This window comes from Streptomyces flaveolus, from assembly GCF_044765825.1.
Classification (GTDB): domain Bacteria; phylum Actinomycetota; class Actinomycetes; order Streptomycetales; family Streptomycetaceae; genus Streptomyces; species Streptomyces flaveolus.
In genome coordinates, this window is the sequence record NZ_JBIWKU010000008.1 from 105,471 (window position 1) to 121,836 (window position 16,366).

The 16,366-nt window shown below is 71.6% G+C and carries 14 protein-coding genes; 8 read left to right on the forward strand and 6 right to left on the reverse strand.

Features of this window, described 5'->3' with window-relative positions; genetic code table 11:
- Positions 1-50 precede the first annotated feature (50 nt).
- Both ACIRG6_RS24110 and ACIRG6_RS24115 read left to right on the forward strand, forming a co-directional pair.
- Positions 51-1,541, forward strand: coding sequence for a serine/threonine-protein kinase (locus tag ACIRG6_RS24110; protein ID WP_403324534.1), 1,491 nt, complete (start codon positions 51-53; stop codon positions 1,539-1,541).
- A 134-nt stretch (positions 1,542-1,675) separates the two neighbouring features.
- Positions 1,676-2,233 (forward strand): dihydrofolate reductase family protein, encoded by a 558-nt coding sequence (locus ACIRG6_RS24115; protein ID WP_364681496.1) that lies wholly within the window; start codon positions 1,676-1,678, stop codon positions 2,231-2,233.
- A 119-nt stretch (positions 2,234-2,352) separates the two neighbouring features.
- Here ACIRG6_RS24115 and ACIRG6_RS24120 read toward each other — a convergent pair whose 3' ends face one another.
- Positions 2,353-3,006 carry a hypothetical protein gene (locus ACIRG6_RS24120; RefSeq protein WP_364681494.1) on the reverse strand — a complete coding sequence of 218 codons (654 nt, stop codon included), beginning with the start codon at positions 3,004-3,006 and terminating at the stop codon, positions 2,353-2,355.
- A gap of 170 nt (positions 3,007-3,176) precedes the next feature.
- Here ACIRG6_RS24120 and ACIRG6_RS24125 point away from each other — a divergent pair, with 170 nt between their 5' ends.
- Entirely contained in the window at positions 3,177-3,737 is a 561-nt protein-coding gene (locus tag ACIRG6_RS24125; protein ID WP_403324536.1) for a hypothetical protein, read from the forward strand.
- A gap of 94 nt (positions 3,738-3,831) precedes the next feature.
- The gene (locus ACIRG6_RS24130) at positions 3,832-4,344 is read left to right on the forward strand and encodes a GNAT family N-acetyltransferase (RefSeq protein ID WP_364681490.1); all 513 of its coding nucleotides are present in this window, start codon (positions 3,832-3,834) and stop codon (positions 4,342-4,344) included.
- Between the two features lie 302 nt (positions 4,345-4,646).
- Here the strand turns inward: ACIRG6_RS24130 and ACIRG6_RS24135 are convergent, their stop codons facing one another.
- Both ACIRG6_RS24135 and ACIRG6_RS24140 read right to left on the reverse strand, forming a co-directional pair.
- On the reverse strand, positions 4,647-5,900 hold the full coding sequence (locus tag ACIRG6_RS24135) for an SLC13 family permease (protein WP_403324539.1): 1,254 nt from the start codon (positions 5,898-5,900) through the stop codon (positions 4,647-4,649).
- Positions 5,901-6,006: 106 nt separating this feature from the next.
- Positions 6,007-7,128, reverse strand: a complete 1,122-nt coding sequence (locus tag ACIRG6_RS24140; protein WP_364681486.1) for a PrpF domain-containing protein — start codon at positions 7,126-7,128, stop codon at positions 6,007-6,009.
- Positions 7,129-7,290: 162 nt separating this feature from the next.
- Between ACIRG6_RS24140 and ACIRG6_RS24145 the strand changes: the two genes are divergently transcribed.
- On the forward strand, positions 7,291-8,244 hold the full coding sequence (locus tag ACIRG6_RS24145) for a LysR family transcriptional regulator (RefSeq protein ID WP_350714771.1): 954 nt from the start codon (positions 7,291-7,293) through the stop codon (positions 8,242-8,244).
- 226 nt (positions 8,245-8,470) lie between these two features.
- Here ACIRG6_RS24145 and ACIRG6_RS24150 read toward each other — a convergent pair whose 3' ends face one another.
- Entirely contained in the window at positions 8,471-9,037 is a 567-nt protein-coding gene (locus ACIRG6_RS24150) for a dihydrofolate reductase family protein (RefSeq protein WP_364681484.1), read from the reverse strand.
- A 971-nt stretch (positions 9,038-10,008) separates the two neighbouring features.
- Here ACIRG6_RS24150 and ACIRG6_RS24155 point away from each other — a divergent pair.
- The gene (locus tag ACIRG6_RS24155) at positions 10,009-11,661 is read left to right on the forward strand and encodes a TlrC/CarA/OleB/SrmB family ABC-F type ribosomal protection protein (RefSeq protein WP_403324542.1); all 1,653 of its coding nucleotides are present in this window, start codon (positions 10,009-10,011) and stop codon (positions 11,659-11,661) included.
- A 160-nt stretch (positions 11,662-11,821) separates the two neighbouring features.
- On the opposite strand, the gene ACIRG6_RS24160 is transcribed toward ACIRG6_RS24155, so the two are convergent.
- A complete protein-coding gene (locus ACIRG6_RS24160; RefSeq protein ID WP_364681480.1) occupies positions 11,822-12,388 on the reverse strand; it encodes a TetR/AcrR family transcriptional regulator in 567 nt (188 codons plus the stop codon).
- A 148-nt stretch (positions 12,389-12,536) separates the two neighbouring features.
- On the opposite strand from ACIRG6_RS24160, the gene ACIRG6_RS24165 reads away from it, so the two are divergent.
- Entirely contained in the window at positions 12,537-14,003 is a 1,467-nt protein-coding gene (locus ACIRG6_RS24165) for an MFS transporter (RefSeq protein ID WP_403324545.1), read from the forward strand.
- A gap of 11 nt (positions 14,004-14,014) precedes the next feature.
- On the opposite strand, the gene ACIRG6_RS24170 is transcribed toward ACIRG6_RS24165, so the two are convergent.
- On the reverse strand, positions 14,015-15,616 hold the full coding sequence (locus tag ACIRG6_RS24170; RefSeq protein ID WP_403324547.1) for a serine/threonine-protein kinase: 1,602 nt from the start codon (positions 15,614-15,616) through the stop codon (positions 14,015-14,017).
- A 184-nt stretch (positions 15,617-15,800) separates the two neighbouring features.
- Here ACIRG6_RS24170 and ACIRG6_RS24175 point away from each other — a divergent pair, with 184 nt between their 5' ends.
- Complete coding sequence (locus ACIRG6_RS24175; RefSeq protein WP_364681474.1) at positions 15,801-16,340, forward strand: GNAT family N-acetyltransferase; 540 nt, start codon at positions 15,801-15,803, stop codon at positions 16,338-16,340.
- The last annotated feature ends 26 nt before the right edge of the window (positions 16,341-16,366 follow it).

Below are 16,366 nucleotides of genomic sequence, written 5' to 3' on the forward strand. Positions count from 1 at the left end.
GCCCCGATGCGGTGGGAGAGGGAATGTGGATTCGTGAGTCGGCCCGCGTCATGGTTTCCCGATGCTCCGCCGAGGTGTTGAGCGGCCGGTACCGTCTCGACGGTCTCCTCGGCTCGGGCGGAGCCGCGGACGTCCATCGCGGGTTCGATCTGCGGCTGCGGCGACCGGTGGCGGTCAAGGTCTTCCGGCCCGACACCGGTGCCGACATCGAGGACGACGTGCACGGCGAAGCAGTGATCCTGGCCCGGCTGCACCATCCCGGACTCGTCACCGCCTACGACGCGGGCCGGCACAACGGACGTGTCTTCCTGGTCATGCAACTGATCGAGGGCAGCACGCTGAAGAACCGCATCAACACGGCCCCCTTGTCTCCCGCGGAGACTGCCGGACTCGGCGCCGGCCTCGCCCAGGCGCTGGCTCACGCACACGACGAGGGAATCGTCCACCGGGACGTCAAACCGTCCAACATCCTCCTGGACGCCTCCCACCGGCCCTACCTGACCGACTTCGGCATCTCCCGACTCCTGGACGCCACCACCCGCACCGCCACCGGCACCCTCACCGGCACGGCCGCCTACCTCTCGCCCGAGCAGGTCCTCGGACGGCCCGTCGGCCGGCCCGCCGACATCTACGCCCTCGGCCTGGTGCTCCTGGAATGCCTCACGGGCAGGCTCGAGTACGACGGCGGCCCCCTGGAAGCCGCGATCGCTCGACTGCACCGCCGGCCCGTCCTGCCTCAGCACCTGCCGGATCAACTGGCGGACGTACTGCGGAACATGACGGACCTGGACGAGTTGAACCGCCCGACAGCCCACGACTGCGCCCACGTACTGGCGGGGTTGGCCGAGACATCCCCGCCGGCGGGAACAGGCCCGGCGGCGCACTCCACGAGCCTGGTCGCCGACCACGGACCCTCGCAGACGGCCGACCGCACCCACAGGAACGAGGTGCCCGGCAGGGAGCAGACCGCTCCGCGCCCCGCACCCGTGCGGAGGCGCCCCCTCGTGGCCGGCGCGACCGTTGCGCTCGCCGCCGTCATGGCAACCGCCTTCGCTGTCACCGACGACTCCGGGTCCCAGGGCGAGGACCGAAGCGCACCCAAGGTCACGAGCACCCCCACGGGAGAAGCGGGCCCTCCTCGCGGCGCGGGGCAGTCGGAGACGGCCACCACGCCCGCCCCGGCGCAGCCGTCCGACCGCAGCGCCTTCGCCGGCACGGCCCCCGACCGCAGCGCCTCCGTCGGCACGGCCCCCGTCGGAAGCGCCCCGGCCGGCACGGCCCCCGACGACACACCCGGCGACGGAATTCCCTCCACCTCTCACGGACCGACCCGGCGATCCGCCGTCGACGCGGCCACACACGGTTCCGCGGCCACGACGGCGCCGACCACGCCGCGAGCCACGGACTCACCTGCCGCGGAAACGAAGGACAGCGCGGCACCCCGGACCCCGCACAGCCCTCCTGGCCAGGCGAAGAAGGCCGAAAAGGCCACGAAGAAGGCGCAGGAGACGACGGCCGAGGAGGCGACCGCGGAACGCTGACGGGAGTTACGGAGCACTGGCCGTCGTCGGAAGGCGCGCGGCAGGGCCGGCCGATCGATGAGTTCCGGGTCGTGCGGGGGTCACCACTCGCAGGACCGTCGGCTGACTGACGCGCTCGTACCCGGAGGAGACGCATGGCACAGCTCATCTACTCGATGATCACTTCGCTCGACGGCTATGCCGAGGCGGCGGAGGGCGGCCTCGGCACCGGGGCCGAGGACGAGGAGGTGCACACCTTCGTCAACGACCTCTTCCGCCCCGTGGGCACGTACCTCTACGGCCGACGGATGTACGAGACGATGGTCTACTGGGAAACCGCGCACACCGAGCCCGGGCAGCCGCCGCACATCCTGCAGTACGCCCGCGACTGGCAGGCCGCGGAGAAGATCGTGTACTCCACGACGCTCGACTCGGTGTCCAGCGCGAAGACCAGGGTCGAGCGGACCTTCGACCCGGACGCGGTGCGCAAGCTCAAGGCCGAGGCCGATCACGACCTCACCGTCGACGGCCCGAACCTCGCGGCCCAGGCGATCGCGGCCGGCCTGGTGGACGAGTACCACCTGTTCATCACCACGAGCGTGGTCGGCGGCGGCAAGCGGTTCTTCCCCGACGGCGTGCGCCTCGACCTCGAGCTGGTCGAGGAGCGCGCCTTCGAAAGCGGCCTGATCTACGCGCGCTACCGGACCCGCTGAGCGGGACGGACCGGGTCGTCCACGAGCTCCTGCGCTGCCGCTGCCAGGTCGGATGAACCAAGGGTGGATCGGCTCCTCAGCGCTCCAGCAGCGGGCCGGGTCCCTGCGTGGCCGCCCGGTCAGCCGGCGAGCGCGGCGGAAGGCGCGTCCCCGTTCTGGGCCTGTCGGGCCCGCTTGGCGAGCACCGTGGCCAGGTCCCGGACTCCGTCCTCGTCGATGCCGCCCTTGTCCGCGGAAGCCGCCTCGGTCCACAGCAGCGTCGTGCCGACCCGGGTCTGGGTCACGGCGCCGGGCTCGCCGAGGAAGCCGGAGGAACCGAACCGGGCATCGCGCTCGTCCCCGACCGGGTCGAGGCTGAACGTCTTGGCCCTCTGTCCCGCCCTCCTGCTGTAGTAGCCGTCCCAGAGCACGTCGTACGCCTCCCGGGCGGCCTGTTCGCTGTCGTAGGCGACGATCAGAAAGGTGACGGTGGCGGCGTCGTCGGTGTGCCGGAAGGTCGAGGCGCCGAAGTAGCGGGAGTTCTCGCAGCCCGCGTTGCCCTTGATGGGGCAGGCCTGTGAACGGTAGAGCTTGTCCATCTCGACGGCCGTGGACCGAGCGGACTCCTTCCAACCCGTCATGGCCTCGCCATCCGGCAACGTCTCCCGTACCTGTTCCTTCGTGAGCGCCACCGCCTTGCCGCTCCCGCTGTCGCCCTCCGCGCCACCGCCACAGCCGGCCAGCAGCAGGGCCGCCGCGATCGCCGCGCACCACCGGTAGTTCTGCGTGGTCATGCCACCACCCCTCGTCGAGCGGTGATCTTACGTGGACCGCCTTCGCACAAAGGCGCCGCCCGCAGGGACCGCTTGGGCACCGCCGGGGAGCGGGGGCTCTGGCAGACTCCTGGCGTCGATGTCGTTCATGTCCGCCGGGACGGAGCCATTGGCCGAGGGGAGGTACGCCGGTGTGCAAGGTGGATCACGAGGCCGCGGCGGTGGCCGCAACGGCAGCTCTGACAGCAGCCCACCCTCACCTGAGGAACGAGACTTCCTCGCATCCGGCGCTGGCAGGTTGCGAGGACGTGGAGTGGTCGGCCATTCCTGGCTGCCCCGTCGATGTACCGGTCGTCCTGCGCGGGCTGCTCGATCCCGACGCGGCGGAGATGGCCGAACGAGCCCTGGACTGGCTCGTGATGTCAGGACCGATGTCCATCAGCGCCGTGATGCCAGCGGTCCTCCCGTACCTGCTGCGACTGGCTGCCGATCCATCGGTCCCACGCCGGGACGAGTTGTTCGGGCTCGTGCTCGTAGCCGCCGCACTGTCCGCACCGACCGACCCCGACAACGCGTGGGACATGGCGGTCGGCGGTCTTGAAGAGGACCACCCCGAACGGGCCCTGTGCCGAGCCGCATTCGGTGCCGGCGCGGCATGGGTACGACGACTACTGGCCGACGACGCATTGCTGGCCGGCCTTCACCTGGGCGAGGACGAGCGGGCGTCACTGGTCCAGGCGGCCGGACTGTGACGCGCGAAACGACAGCGACGGCAGCGACCCCTGTCGGCGCCGAAGCACGGCACCGGGCGGAGAAATCCGTTGTCGTCCCATCGCCGCGGGTCCCATGCTTCAGGGCGTGACCACTGAAGACGACGCCACCGTCCCCCTGCCCGTCACCGTGCGCGATCTGCTGCCCCAGGATCTGCCGGCGTGCACCTGGTCCGGCTCGGCCACCCATCTACGCCATGTGGAGCGAGAGCTGGCGCGCACAGCGTCGGGCGAGGTGGACTACCTGGCTGTATGCACTCCGGTGGATCTCCCGGTGGCGATCGGCGGCATCGACTACCAGGTCTGCGAGGAGGCCGGAACCTTGTGGCAGCTCGCCGTGCTGCCGGCGCTGCAGTCCCTCGGCTTGGGGACGCTGCTCGTCCGCGCTGCCGAACAGCGGATCCGGCTCCGCGGACTACGCAGGGCCGAACTCGCTGTGGAGGAGGACAACCCCCGGGCGCGCGCCCTGTACGAGCGCCTGGGCTACGTCGCATACGGTCGCGCACCGGACGCCTGGGACGAGGAAGGGCCCGACGGGTCGATCCGCCGCCACGAGACGATGTGCGTTCTCCTGCGAAAGGACCTGTGAGCATCCGTCCAGCAGCCGTCTGTAGCCCGGTCCGCCGGAGGGTTCCCGGCGCGGCGATGGGCACGATCGCCCCGGGCGAGGCCGTCCACTCGGTGCCACCGTTCAGTGAAGTTCGCACACCTCCGCCTGGGACGGCGAGTCACGGAGCTCTTTCACGTCGAACGAGCCATCCGCGTCGCCCTCCTCGAACGCTGACCACCTCCCGGCGCCGGCGGACGACTCGCGCCCGGGCCCTCTTGCGCGCAGAACGCCAGCGGGCACCGGGGTGCCCGGTGCCCGCGAGGGCGCTCTGACCGTCCGGGTCAGGACCAGGGAAGGACGAGGGCCCCCCACGCGACGACCGGACCGATCGCGACGATACCGCCGGTGTAGCCCATCACCTGTCGGTAGAAGCGACGGGTGTCCACGCCGCGGGCATTGCCGAGGACGAGCGCGCCGTTGGTCGAGAAGGGGGAGGTGTCGACGATGGTGGTGGACACCGCCAGGGCCGCGATCAGTCCGGGGGCGCTGAGGTGGCTGGAGAGCAGCAGTGGAACCGCGAGGGGGATGATCGCGGTCAGGATTGCCGTGGAGGAGGCGAAGGCCGAGGTGATCGCCACGGTGAAGCAGAGCACCAGGGCGACGACGAGCGGGGCGCCGAGATCCGCGGCGTGCTCGGAGAGCTTTTCGATGATGCCGGCCTTCTCCAGCATCGCGATGTACGTCATCATGCCGGCCACCAGCAGCAGGGTCGACCAGCTGATGCCGTCCACGGCCTTCTCCTGGCGCTTCATGTCCACCAGTGCCAGCAGCGCGCCGGCCACGAGGGCGAGGAAGCCGATCTCCAGGTGGAAGCCGAGCGCGCCGATCACCAGGGCGACGAGGCAGCCGAGCGTCAGCCACTGACGCCAGTCGAGCCCCGTGTGGCCGGCGACCTCCTCGTCGGCGGCTGCCTCGGCGGCCTTCTCGTCCAGCGGAGCGGGCCGCTTGGCGAGGAAGACGAAGGTGAGGACGGAGATCAGCAGATTGATGGCGAAACTGGCGGTGAACAGGGCCACCGGCGAGACGTGCAGCTGGGTGTCGTCGACGAGCCCGAGCACGAGGGCACCGGAGACGGCGAGGGGGGAGAACGCGCCCGCGTGCCCACCGCTGATCACCATCATCCCGGCCACCAAGGGGTTGATCTTGTAGCGGTAGGCGAAGTTCATCGCGATCGGCACCAGGAGCGCGACGGCCGCCGGCGTGAAGGTGCCGAACGCCGTGAGTGTCGCGGCCACCAGGAACAGAACCCACGGGATGAGCGCCACCCTGCCGCCCACGAGGCGGACACCGGCCGCGACGAGCCAGTCGATGGTGCCGTTGCGGCGGGCGACGGAGAACAGGTAGGTGACTCCGACGATGGTCACGAAGAGCTCCACCGGGAAGCCCTCGAAGATCTCGTCCTCGGTGAGGCCGAGCGAAGCGGTGCCGACCGCGAAGGTGGCGACGAAGGCGAGGATGCCCAGGTTGATCGGCAGAACGGTGCCGACCACGAACATCACCAGCAGCGCGCCTATGGAGATCACTTCAGCAGACATCTTTGTCCTTGGTGCGGTGGGGACAGGAGTGCGCGCTTGTGAAGGCGCGAGATCATCCCGGGGCCAGGGTCGCGGACAAGGCCCCGGGAGGCGACGAACGTCCCGTTCAGGCCGCCTGCGGCCGACCGGGCTCGGGTACGTAGATCCGGGCGTCGGCGAGCAGGCGTGCCGCGCGCTGCACGGTCACTCGGCCCGGCACGCCGTCGCTCAGGTCCGAGCAGCGGACCCCGACCACGCCGGCCGGAGTGCCCAGACGCAGCCAGTCACCGGTGGGTCCGCCCGCGGCCCGGAAGACCACGGAATCCTCCAGAAGTCCCGCGACGGCGACGGCGACGGCGGAGGTCAGGCCGATGGCCGGGTGCGGGGCGTTCATGCTGAGCATGCGCACCGACACGTCGTAGTCCTCGGCCGCCACGGCCTCGCCCAACGTCGTCGTGTAGGGCACCGGCTCGCCGACCAGGCCGACCTTGGGTACCGCGTCACCCGGCGACTGCCCCGGTTCGAGCAGCCCCATCAGCGGCGCGGCGGCATGGCGGACGGCACGCAGCCAGGGGATGTGCGTCCGCATCTCGTCCAGCGTCTCCGAGCCGGTCAGCGCGGCGCCGCGGGCGTCCACCAGCACGACCGGAGCGCCGGCGTCCACCATGCTGACCGGCACCGGGGCCGCGGCGCCGACCCGCAACTCCTCCACGGCCCGGCCCGTGGGCACGAGGGAGCCGGTCGTGCGGCCGGCCGGATCGAGGAAGGTGAGGCCGACCGCGACACCACCCGCCCGGGTGCCCGGCACCGTCTGTTCACCGAAGTCGTGCACCAGGCCGCCGGTGGTGTCCACGACGCCTTCCAGGGCCGCGCCGGTGTTGAGGTTGCGCATCCGTACGCGAGTCCGGTCGCCGGTGATCGGCACCAGGCCCTTTGCGACCGCGTACAGGGCGACACCGGTCGCGCAGTTGCCGCAGTTGCTCGTCCACTCGACCGTCCCGGTGCCGATGCCGACCTGGGCGAACAGGTAGTCCACGTCCGTGCCGGGCTCGGGGGAGGCGCTCACGACCGCTGCCTTGGAGGTGGTGGGAGTGGCTCCACCGACTCCGTCGAGTTCCACAGGATCAGTGGCGCCGTAGGCAGCCACCAGCAGCTTCTCCAGTGAACCGCGTTCAGCGGGGACATGGACCTGCTGGAACAGCCAGCACTTGCTGGTGCCGCCGCGGACCAGGGTCGCGGGAGTGTGCACGTCAGGGCTCTTTCTCGATCAACGCATGGGCGGCCGGGCAGGGTTACGGACGCGTTGCCACCACGTGAACCGTTCCGGCGATGCGAAGACCTTCGCAGAGGTGTGACTTGGGCACAATGGCAGATTGCTTCACCAGGGTTTAGCGGAGCTAAACTCGGCGGCATGCTGAACGTGCGCCGTCTGCTCCTGCTCACTGAAGCCGCCGAACGCGGCTCGCTCACCGCCGCCGCCGAGGCCATGGGCATGACCACCTCGGCCGCCTCGCAGCAGATGTCCCTGCTCGAACGCGAGGCCGGGCAGCCATTGATCGAGCGACTGCCGCGCGGGATCCGCCCCACCCCGGCCGGCGCCGCGCTGGCGCGACGCGGACAGACGATCCGCCGCGAGCTGCGTGCCGCCCAGGCGGACCTGGAGTCGTTCGCCGACCTCGGCCAAGGCACCCTGCGGCTCGGTTCCTTCCCCACGGCCAGCGCGTCGCTGCTGCCGCTGGCGCTCACCCGCTTCCGCCGCCGCCATTCCGGAGTCCGCATCGAGGTGCGCGCCGGAGTCCTGGCCGAACTCCGCGAGATGCTGCTCACCGGCGAGGTGGAGCAGGCGCTGCTGTGGGACTACAGCTGGAGCCGCGTCGACGACCCGGCTCTGACCCTCACCCATCTCCTCGACGACCCCACGGTGCTGGTGGTGCCCGCAGACTCGCCTCTGTGCGCCGACCCCGCCGTGCGCCTGGGGGACCTGGCCGACCAGGAGTGGATCATCCGGGCCGACAACCACCCCGTCGCCGACGTGCTGCGCCGCAGCTGCCGGCAGGCAGGTTTCGAACCGCGCATCGCCTACGCCTCGCACGACTACCAGGAGGCGCAGGCCATGGTGGCGGCCGGTCTCGGCATCGCGCTGGCGCCCCGGCTCGCTCTCACCAGCCGCCGCAGCGACGTCCGCCTCCTGCCCTTCGCCTCCGACGTGCCCGCCCCCACCCGTCGTGTCCTGCTCGCCAGCGCGCGCTCCCGGCCCGCCACCCCGCCCGCGGAGGCGATGGCCCGGGTCCTGCGCGCAGTGGCGCAACGCTTCGCGGATCCCGGACTGCACCGCGCCCAACTGGGCGCGGTGCGCCGGAGCTGAACCGCTGACGCGACCCCCTGAACCCGGTGATCACCATGCCCTGCGCGGCGCACGAGACCGCTGAGACGGCCGCGGCGGAACCGGCAGCGGTCAGGGGTTGCCGGACAACATCAGGTCTGTCCGGGACAGGAAGAGGGGGCCGCCTTGCTCCGGGGGCCGGGTCGGATGGGGAACCACTGAACGGCCGCGCGCCGCTTGTGGTGATCCCCATATCGCGTGCTGCCGCTCAGCGCCTTGTCTCGTACCTGGTCAGGACCACACCGCCGGGAAGCGTCCGCGTCTCCACCAGGTTCAGGTTCACCCAGCTGTCCAGCGCGGTGAAGAACGGCGTGCCGCCGCCCACCAGGACCGGATGGGTGGCGATCGCGTACTCGTCGATCAGCCCGGCGCGCATGGCCGCCCCGGCGAGCGTCGCGCCGCCGATGGTCATCGTGCCGCCGTCCTCGGCCTTGAGCCGGGTGATCTCGGCGATCGCGTCGCCGGTGACCACGCGGGTGTTCCAGTCGGCCTTGTCGATCGTCGAGGAGAACACCACCTTCGGTGTGTCCCGCCAGTTCCGCGCGAACTCGATCTGCGCCGGGGTGGCGTCGGGCTGCTGGTCGCCGGTCGGCCAGTAGGAGCTCATCGTCTCCCACAGCTTGCGCCCGTACAGCGACAGGCCACTCGCCTGCTCGTGGTCGAGCCACCACTGGAACAGCTCGTGGCTCGGCGGTCCGCTCCAGCCGATGTCGTCGCCGGGCGCGGCGATGTAGCCGTCCAGGGTCAGGTTCATGCCGTAGATCAGTTTCCGCATGGCCCAGCCTTCCGTCCGTGGGTGCCCGGTGTACAGACCAGCGTGGCGCGGGAAACTCATCGGTGCGCGATCTGGGCTCGGGCTCAGCGTGGTGTATTCGGCCGGCACGGGCGAGCCGCCAGATCTCGACCTCGCCCTCGCGAAGCGATGCCACGGATTGTGAACTGATCGCGGGTGACAAGGCCGTGAGCAGCCCAGAGGGCCAGGACTTGCGGCACGCCGACACGCCCGGGACCGCCGCCGTCGGACCACGGGACGGGCTGCACGTCCGCTCCCCCTTCTCGCGTGCGGCGAGTTCCTACAGACGGGCCGGCGCACCGACCGCTACCGCGTCGTCTCCCGGCTCACCCTGATCGCGCGCGACCAGAACCCGCCCCCGAGCGGCGGTCACCACCCGGGCATCCTTACGGGCGACTTCACCACCGGTGACCCCGTCACGCGCTCGACGCGCGGAGTCGTCCAGGACGGGGACTGACGACCCCTGGTGCGCGGGGTTGCCCGGAACGGTTCGTTATCCAGCACGTACTGCCATGTCCGGCTGACGCTCCCGCCACCGGCGTGCTCGTCGCCGTGGCCCCGCGTCCGCCGCACCCGGATGCCGCGCCTGCACACAGACGCAGCGCCTGCTGACGGACGAGCCGTACCGGGTGCGACGGGAGTCGCTGTTCTCCGTCGGGGTGCCGGTCGCGCCGCTCGTCCTGTGCCCGGCCACCACCCGACCGGACCGCCGCGCAGGACTGGCTCGATCCCGTGTGGGCGCGGCCTGGCACGGAGAACGCAGAAAAACGAGGCGAGACGTTTCGTCTTGCCGATCCCCGCGTCGTGGCGTACCGTCCTGCCCATGGGTTCCCTGTGAGATCACCGGCGCCGACGGCGTAGAGCAGTGCTCCGCCGTCGCCGCGCCTCACCGCGCAGCCGTCCACCCCGATCCGGCCCGGGCCGAAGCCCGCGCGGCCAGGAGGGAACTGATCTTGCACACCTCACAACTCACGCTCAGTCACGTCACCAAGCGCTACCCCGGCCGCTCCGTTCTGGACCAGGTCTCCTTCACGCTGAAGCCGGGTGAGAAGGCCGGGCTGATCGGTGACAACGGCGCCGGCAAGTCCACGCTCCTCAGGCTGGTCGCGGGTCAGGAGCGCCCGGACAGCGGCGAGGTGACCGTGACCGCCGCCGGCGGCGTCGGCTACCTGCCGCAGAGCATCCCCCTGCCCCCGACCGCCACCGTCCAGGACGCCGTCGACCTGGCCCTCGCGGACCTGCGTGCTCTGGAGGCCGAGCTGCGCCGGGCCGAGCAGGCGCTCGGTGACGGTCGGGACCCGTCTGCGCTCGCCGCGTACGGCCTGCTCCTCGGGCGCTACGAGGCCCGGGGCGGGTACGACGCCGACCACCGGGTGGACATCGCGCTGCACCACCTCGGCCTGCCGGCTCTTTGCCGTGAGCGCCGGCTCGGCACCCTCTCCGGCGGCGAGCGCTCCCGTCTCGCCCTGGCCGGCGTCCTCGCCGGCCGCCCCGAACTGCTCCTTCTGGACGAGCCGACCAACGACCTGGACGATCAGGCCGTGGAGTGGCTGGAGGCGCAGCTGCGGGCGCACCACGGCACGGTGCTCGCGGTCACCCACGACCGCGTCTTCCTGGAACGCCTGACCACCACGGTCCTGGAGGCCGAGGGGGGAAAGGTCACCCGCTACGGCGACGGCTACACCGGCTACCGTACGGCGAAGGCGGCGGAGCGCCGCCGCCGGCTCCAGGAGCACGAGGCGTGGCGCTCCGAACTGGCGCGCAACGAGCGGCTGGCCGCCGGCCACGCTGCCCGCCTCGACACCATTCCCCGCAAGGCGCCGCTGGCCAACTTCGGCCACGGCGGCTTCCGGGCCCGCGGCCGGGCGCACGGCGCGATGGCCCGCATCCGCAACGCCCGCGAGCGGGTCGAGCGGCTGACCGCGAGCCCGGTGGCACCGCCGCCGGACCCGCTGGCCTTCACCGCGCGCATGGCGACGACGGGAGCGGTCGCGGGAACACGCACCGAAACCGCCTTCCCGGAGCTTCCCGCCGCCCAGCTCTCGGACGTGCGGGCAGGAAACCGCCTGCGCCTTCGCTCCCTCACCCTCGGCCGCAGCGGCAGGCTTCTGGTCACCGGCCCCAACGGAGCCGGCAAGACGACGCTGCTGAAGCTGCTCGCCGGTGAGCTGCGGCCGGACGAGGGCTCGGTGCGGGTGCCCGGCCGGGTGGGCCATCTGCGCCAGGACGAGACGCCGTGGCCGCCGGACCTGACGGTGGCCGAGGCGTTCGGGCTGGGCCGTGCGGGTTCCGCCGACGAGCACGCCGATGCCCTGCTCGCCCTCGGCCTTTTCCGTCCCGCGGAACTGCGGCTGCGCATGGGCGAGCTGTCGTACGGTCAGCGCCGCCGCGTGGATCTGGCCCGACTGGTCTCGGACCCCGCCGACCTCCTCCTGCTCGACGAGCCGACGAACCACCTGTCACCGGCGCTGGTCGAGGAACTGGAGGAGGCATTGGCCGGATACCCGGGGGCGATCGTGCTGGTCACCCACGACCGCGCACTGCGAGCGCGGTTCCAGGGCGAGCATCTGGGACTGCCGGAGGTAGCGGGAGCCCGGATGGAGTGAATTCGGTGCACGCCGGGTCATGCTGATGCCGGCCGCCCGGTGGTTCTGGCTGCGGTGGGGGAGAAACGGTGGGGGCCGGAGAACCGGGCCACGTGTCGGCGAGCACCTCGCGGAGCTTCGCCGTGGCGTCCGAGGGCTGAGCGCGGGAACCGGGCCGAAGTCACAGCAATCGGTCGACCAGCCCGTCGATGTAGTCCGGGGTGAGCGGGACCATGCCGAACAGGACGCGGATGTACATCGGGGCCAGGATGTGGTCCAGCACGTCGAACGCGTCGGGTGCCTGCTCGCCACGGTCGCGCGCGCGATCGAGCATGGCCTGGAGTTGCCGGGTGCGTTCGGCGCGGAGGGCGGCACCGGCCTGCATGCCCTGCTGACCGCTGCTCGACAGGGCGACAGCCAGGTGCAGTACCGCCGGACCGTCGGGTCCGGTGATCTCGCGGGCCACTTGGGCCGCGTAAGTGCGCAGGTCACCGGCGAGGCTCCCGGTGTCGGGCATCGGTGACTGCGCGTTGAGGCGGGTGAGCGCCACGTCGGTGAGCAGGGTTTCCAGGCTGCCCCACCGGCGGTAGATGCTGCTGTCGGCCACGCCTGCGCGGGCCGCGACCTCGCCGACGGTGAAGTTGCCGTAGCCGCGCTCACTGATCAGGTCGGTGACGGCCTGGTGCACCTGCGCGCCGACGCGGGCGCTGCGCCCGCCAGGCCGCCGGGCTCGCTGTCGCTCATTCACGCCCCCACCTTAACGCAGTTGCCGCTTGCGTTTGCGTTGCAGTCCTCCTTATAGTCGCCTAACGCAGTCGACGACTGCGTTAGTGCGCTCAGATGTCTCGCCATCGCGTCGACCTCGACGGGGCGAACTGACGATTGAGGGGGATTCCATGACTGCGTCGCATGCGACCGCAGGCAGTCGATCGAACCGGGCCGTGCTGCTCACGGTGACCTGCTTGGGCCAGTTCATGGTCCTGCTCGACAACACGATCGTCGGAGCGGCGCTGCCCGATATGCAGCACCGGCTGCACACGCAGCTGACCGGTCTGCAATGGATCGTCGACGCGTACGTCCTGCTGGTCGCCATGCTGCTGCTGTCCGGCGGTGTCTTCGCCGACCGGTTCGGCCGCAAGCGGGTGTACCTGACCGGCGTGGCGGTGTTCACCGCCGCGTCGCTGCTGTGCAGCCTCGCGCCCTCGGTCGGCTGGCTGGTCGCCGGCCGGGTGCTGCAGGGCATCGGGGCAGCGGCGCTGAGCCCTGCCTCACTCGCCCTGCTCGCCGCCGCCCATCCCGTGCCGCAAGAACGGATCAAGGCGATCGGGCTGTGGGCCGGCTTCAGCGGAATCGGTCTGGCCGCAGGCCCCGTGGCCGGCGGCGTGCTGACGGAAGCCTTCGGCTGGCCCGCCATCTTCCTGGTCAATCTGCCCATCGGCGTGGTCCTGCTGCTGGTCGGCCTGCGCCACCTCGGCGAGACCCGCAACCCGAGCGCCCCCGCGATCGACATCCCGGGCACGGTGCTGTCCGTCCTGGCGGTGGGAGTACTGACCTACGGGCTGATCGAGGGTGGTGCCCGCGGCTGGACCTCACCGGTCATCCTGGGAAGCTTCGCCGCCGCGGCGATCCTCCTCGCCGCCTTCGTCGCCGTCGAAGCCCGTCGTTCCGCTCCGATGCTGCCGCTGCGGCTGTTCCGGCAGCGGCTGTTCACCGTGTCCAACACCGCCATGGTGGTGGTGGGGTTCGCGCTCATGGGCTCGTCGTTCTTCTTCTCCCAGTTCTTCGTGTACGTCCAGGGCAGCTCGATCCTGCGCGCCGGCCTGCAGACCCTGCCGGTATCCCTCGCCATGGTGGTCGTCAGCCCGTACGCGGGCCGTCTCGCCGCCCGGTACGGCTTCCGCATCGTGGTCACCACCGGCCTGGCCCTGGCCGGCCTGGGCCTGCTGGCGCTCGGCATGGTGCACGCCGACACCGGCTACGGGAACGTGTGGTGGCGGCTGGGACTGGCCGGCATCGGCTTCGCACTGGCCATGTCCCCCCTGACAGGCGCCGCCATCCAAGCGGTCGGCCCGCAGGAGGGCGGCCTCGCCTCGGGCATCAGCAGCACCACCCGGCAGATCGGTGCGGTGCTCGGCGTGGCGGTGCTCGGAGCCGTCGTCCGCACCCGGCAATCCGGCGGCGCCTCCTTCGAGGCCGGCCTCAACAGCGCCTTCCTCGCCGCCGGCGCCATCACCTTGGCCACCGCCGTGTTCTCCGGCCTGTGGCTGGCGAGGTCCAAGCCCGCGGAAGGCTCCGCGGCGCCGCAACGTCCCACTGATCCAGGTGCGGTCACCAACGACGCGTCCGCGAACAGCCGCCTCTGACCCCGCACGCCTCAGGCCGTCTTCCTCCAGACGGTCATGCCCAGTTGCAGGAAGGCGTCCTCCGGCAGGACCGTCTGCTTGACCTGGATCGTGAGTGCCGCGACGTCGCCCGAGTCGTTCCCGACGCAGATCTGTGTGCCGGGGTCGGCCGCTGTGAGCGACCAGGTGCGGTATGCGGAGCCGGTGGCGCCGCTGAGAAGGTGACGGCAGACGTCGGGCGAGGCGGCCTTCCCGTCGAACAACTGCACGAACCGGCTGGTACCGCTGTGCAGCGCGCAGTCGGCGTCGTCCTCGCAATCGAGGCGGATGTCGCCCCGGCGATCGGTGCGGAGCATCGGTTCGCTGAGGCTCAGGGAGTTCGTCCGGTACAGCCACACGGGGGCCAGTGCGACGGCTCCCGTCGCCAGGCCGGCGTCGGGGGCGGGCTGCGAGGCCCGGGGGGAGTCACCGGCGGCCGGCGAGATGTGTGACGGCGCCGCCGTGGACCGTGCGGACGTCGTCGGTGCGGGCGTCGAGGCGGGTGTGTCCGCGGCCCGCTCGCCGGCGCCGGACCGGTCGCCGCCGAACCACGTCAGACCCGTCCACAACAGAGCGCCCGCCGTCACGGTCGCGGCTGTGACCAACGCGGTTCGCCGCCCGGGCGCCCTGCGCCGGGTGGGCCTCAGCGACAGCGTCGCGGCCGCGGTCGACGGAGCCACGGGAGTGCGCGCCGGACCCGGAACGGTCGCCTCGGGTCCCGTGACCTCGTTCCAGACGGCCGGTCCCGCGCCCGCGGCGGCGTCCGCTCCCAGCCGCACCCGGCACCACTGCACGACCTCCGCCGGCGTGGCCCGCTCCCGCGGATCGGACGCCAGGCACCGGGCGAACAGCGGGCGCAACGGCTCCGGCAGCCGGGACAGGTCGGGTTCCTCGTGCACGATCCGGTACAGCACGACCGGCGCCATGCCGTCCCCGTACAGCGGTTCGCCCAGAGCCGCGAAGGCCGCCGTCTGGGCCAGTGCGAAGACGTCGGTCGCCGGGGAGACTTCACCGGCGGTCGCCTGCTCGGGGGCCATGAAGTGAGGCGTGCCGACGGTGGAGCCGGTGGCGGTGTGCGAGGAGAGGCCGACGGTGACCGAGATACCGAAGTCGATCACCCGTGGCCCGTCGGCGGCCAGCAGTACGTTGGACGGCTTGAGGTCCCGGTGCACGACCCCCACGCTGTGGATCGCCTGAAGCGCCTCGGCCACGCCGGCCATCAACCACAGTACGGCGGACACCGGCAGCGGGCCACGCCGGGCGACGGCCGTCGTGAGGGACGGTCCGGGCACGTACAGCGTGGCGAGCCAGGGGGGTACGCCGTCGGTGTCGGCATCGACGAGTTCCGCGGTGTAGGCGCCCCTCACCCGGCGGGCGGCCTCCACCTCCCTGCGGAACCGCCGTCGGAAGGCCGGATCGTCGGCCAGCTCCGGCCGCACCACCTTGATCGCCACCGGGCGGCCGCCCCGGGTGTGCGACAGGTACACCCGGCCCATGCCCCCCGAGCCGAGCCGGGCCACCAGCCGGTAGCCGGCCACGACGGAAGGGTCGCCCGCCTGGAGAGGCTGGAACACCCCGGTGCTGCCGCTGGTCATCGAACTGCCGTCCCCTGATCCCTGACCGGCCGAAGGGCCGAACCCGACAGAAGCCTAAACGGACTGGGCGGACCGGCCGACCCGGGATGTTCCCCCCGCCATGGCTGACCGTGCGGCACGGGCCGGTGGGTTGACAGGCCCTCACGTCTTGATCGCTGCCGAGCCCGCTGATTGGCTGGCCGGCATGTCCGACCTTCGACCCGTCGCCTGGCCACCCGCGCCGATCACGACCGAGAGGCTCGTGCTCCGTGAGCCCGAGGCCCGAGACCGGGCGGTGTTCATCGAGCTGCTCGCGTCGCCAGAGGTGCACACCTACCTCGGCGGCCCCCGCCCGCGTGCCGAGCTTGAGCGCGAGATGCCTCGGGCGCCCGAGCAATGGCCCGGCAGCTTCGTCGTCGATCTCGACGGAGCGATGATCGGCCAGATCCTGCTCAGGAGAGCACCGGAGCACCGTCGTCCGGCTGCCGACGGGAAGGTCGACCTCGGCTACCTGTTCCTGCCGCGAGCGTGGGGACACGGGTACGCCGCGGAAGCGTGCGAAGCGGCGCTCGACTGGCTCGACGGCGTCCTTCCCGGCGAGCCGGTGGTGCTCACCACCCAGACCGCCAACGTCCGCTCGATGCGCCTCGCGGCGAAGCTGGGATTCACCGAGGTGGAACGGTTCACGGCCTGGGACGCCGAGCAGTGGCTCGGCCTGCGGTCCCCGGCCGCTCCGTCCGCTTGAGCTCGTGCCCGACGGCGCGGATCCGC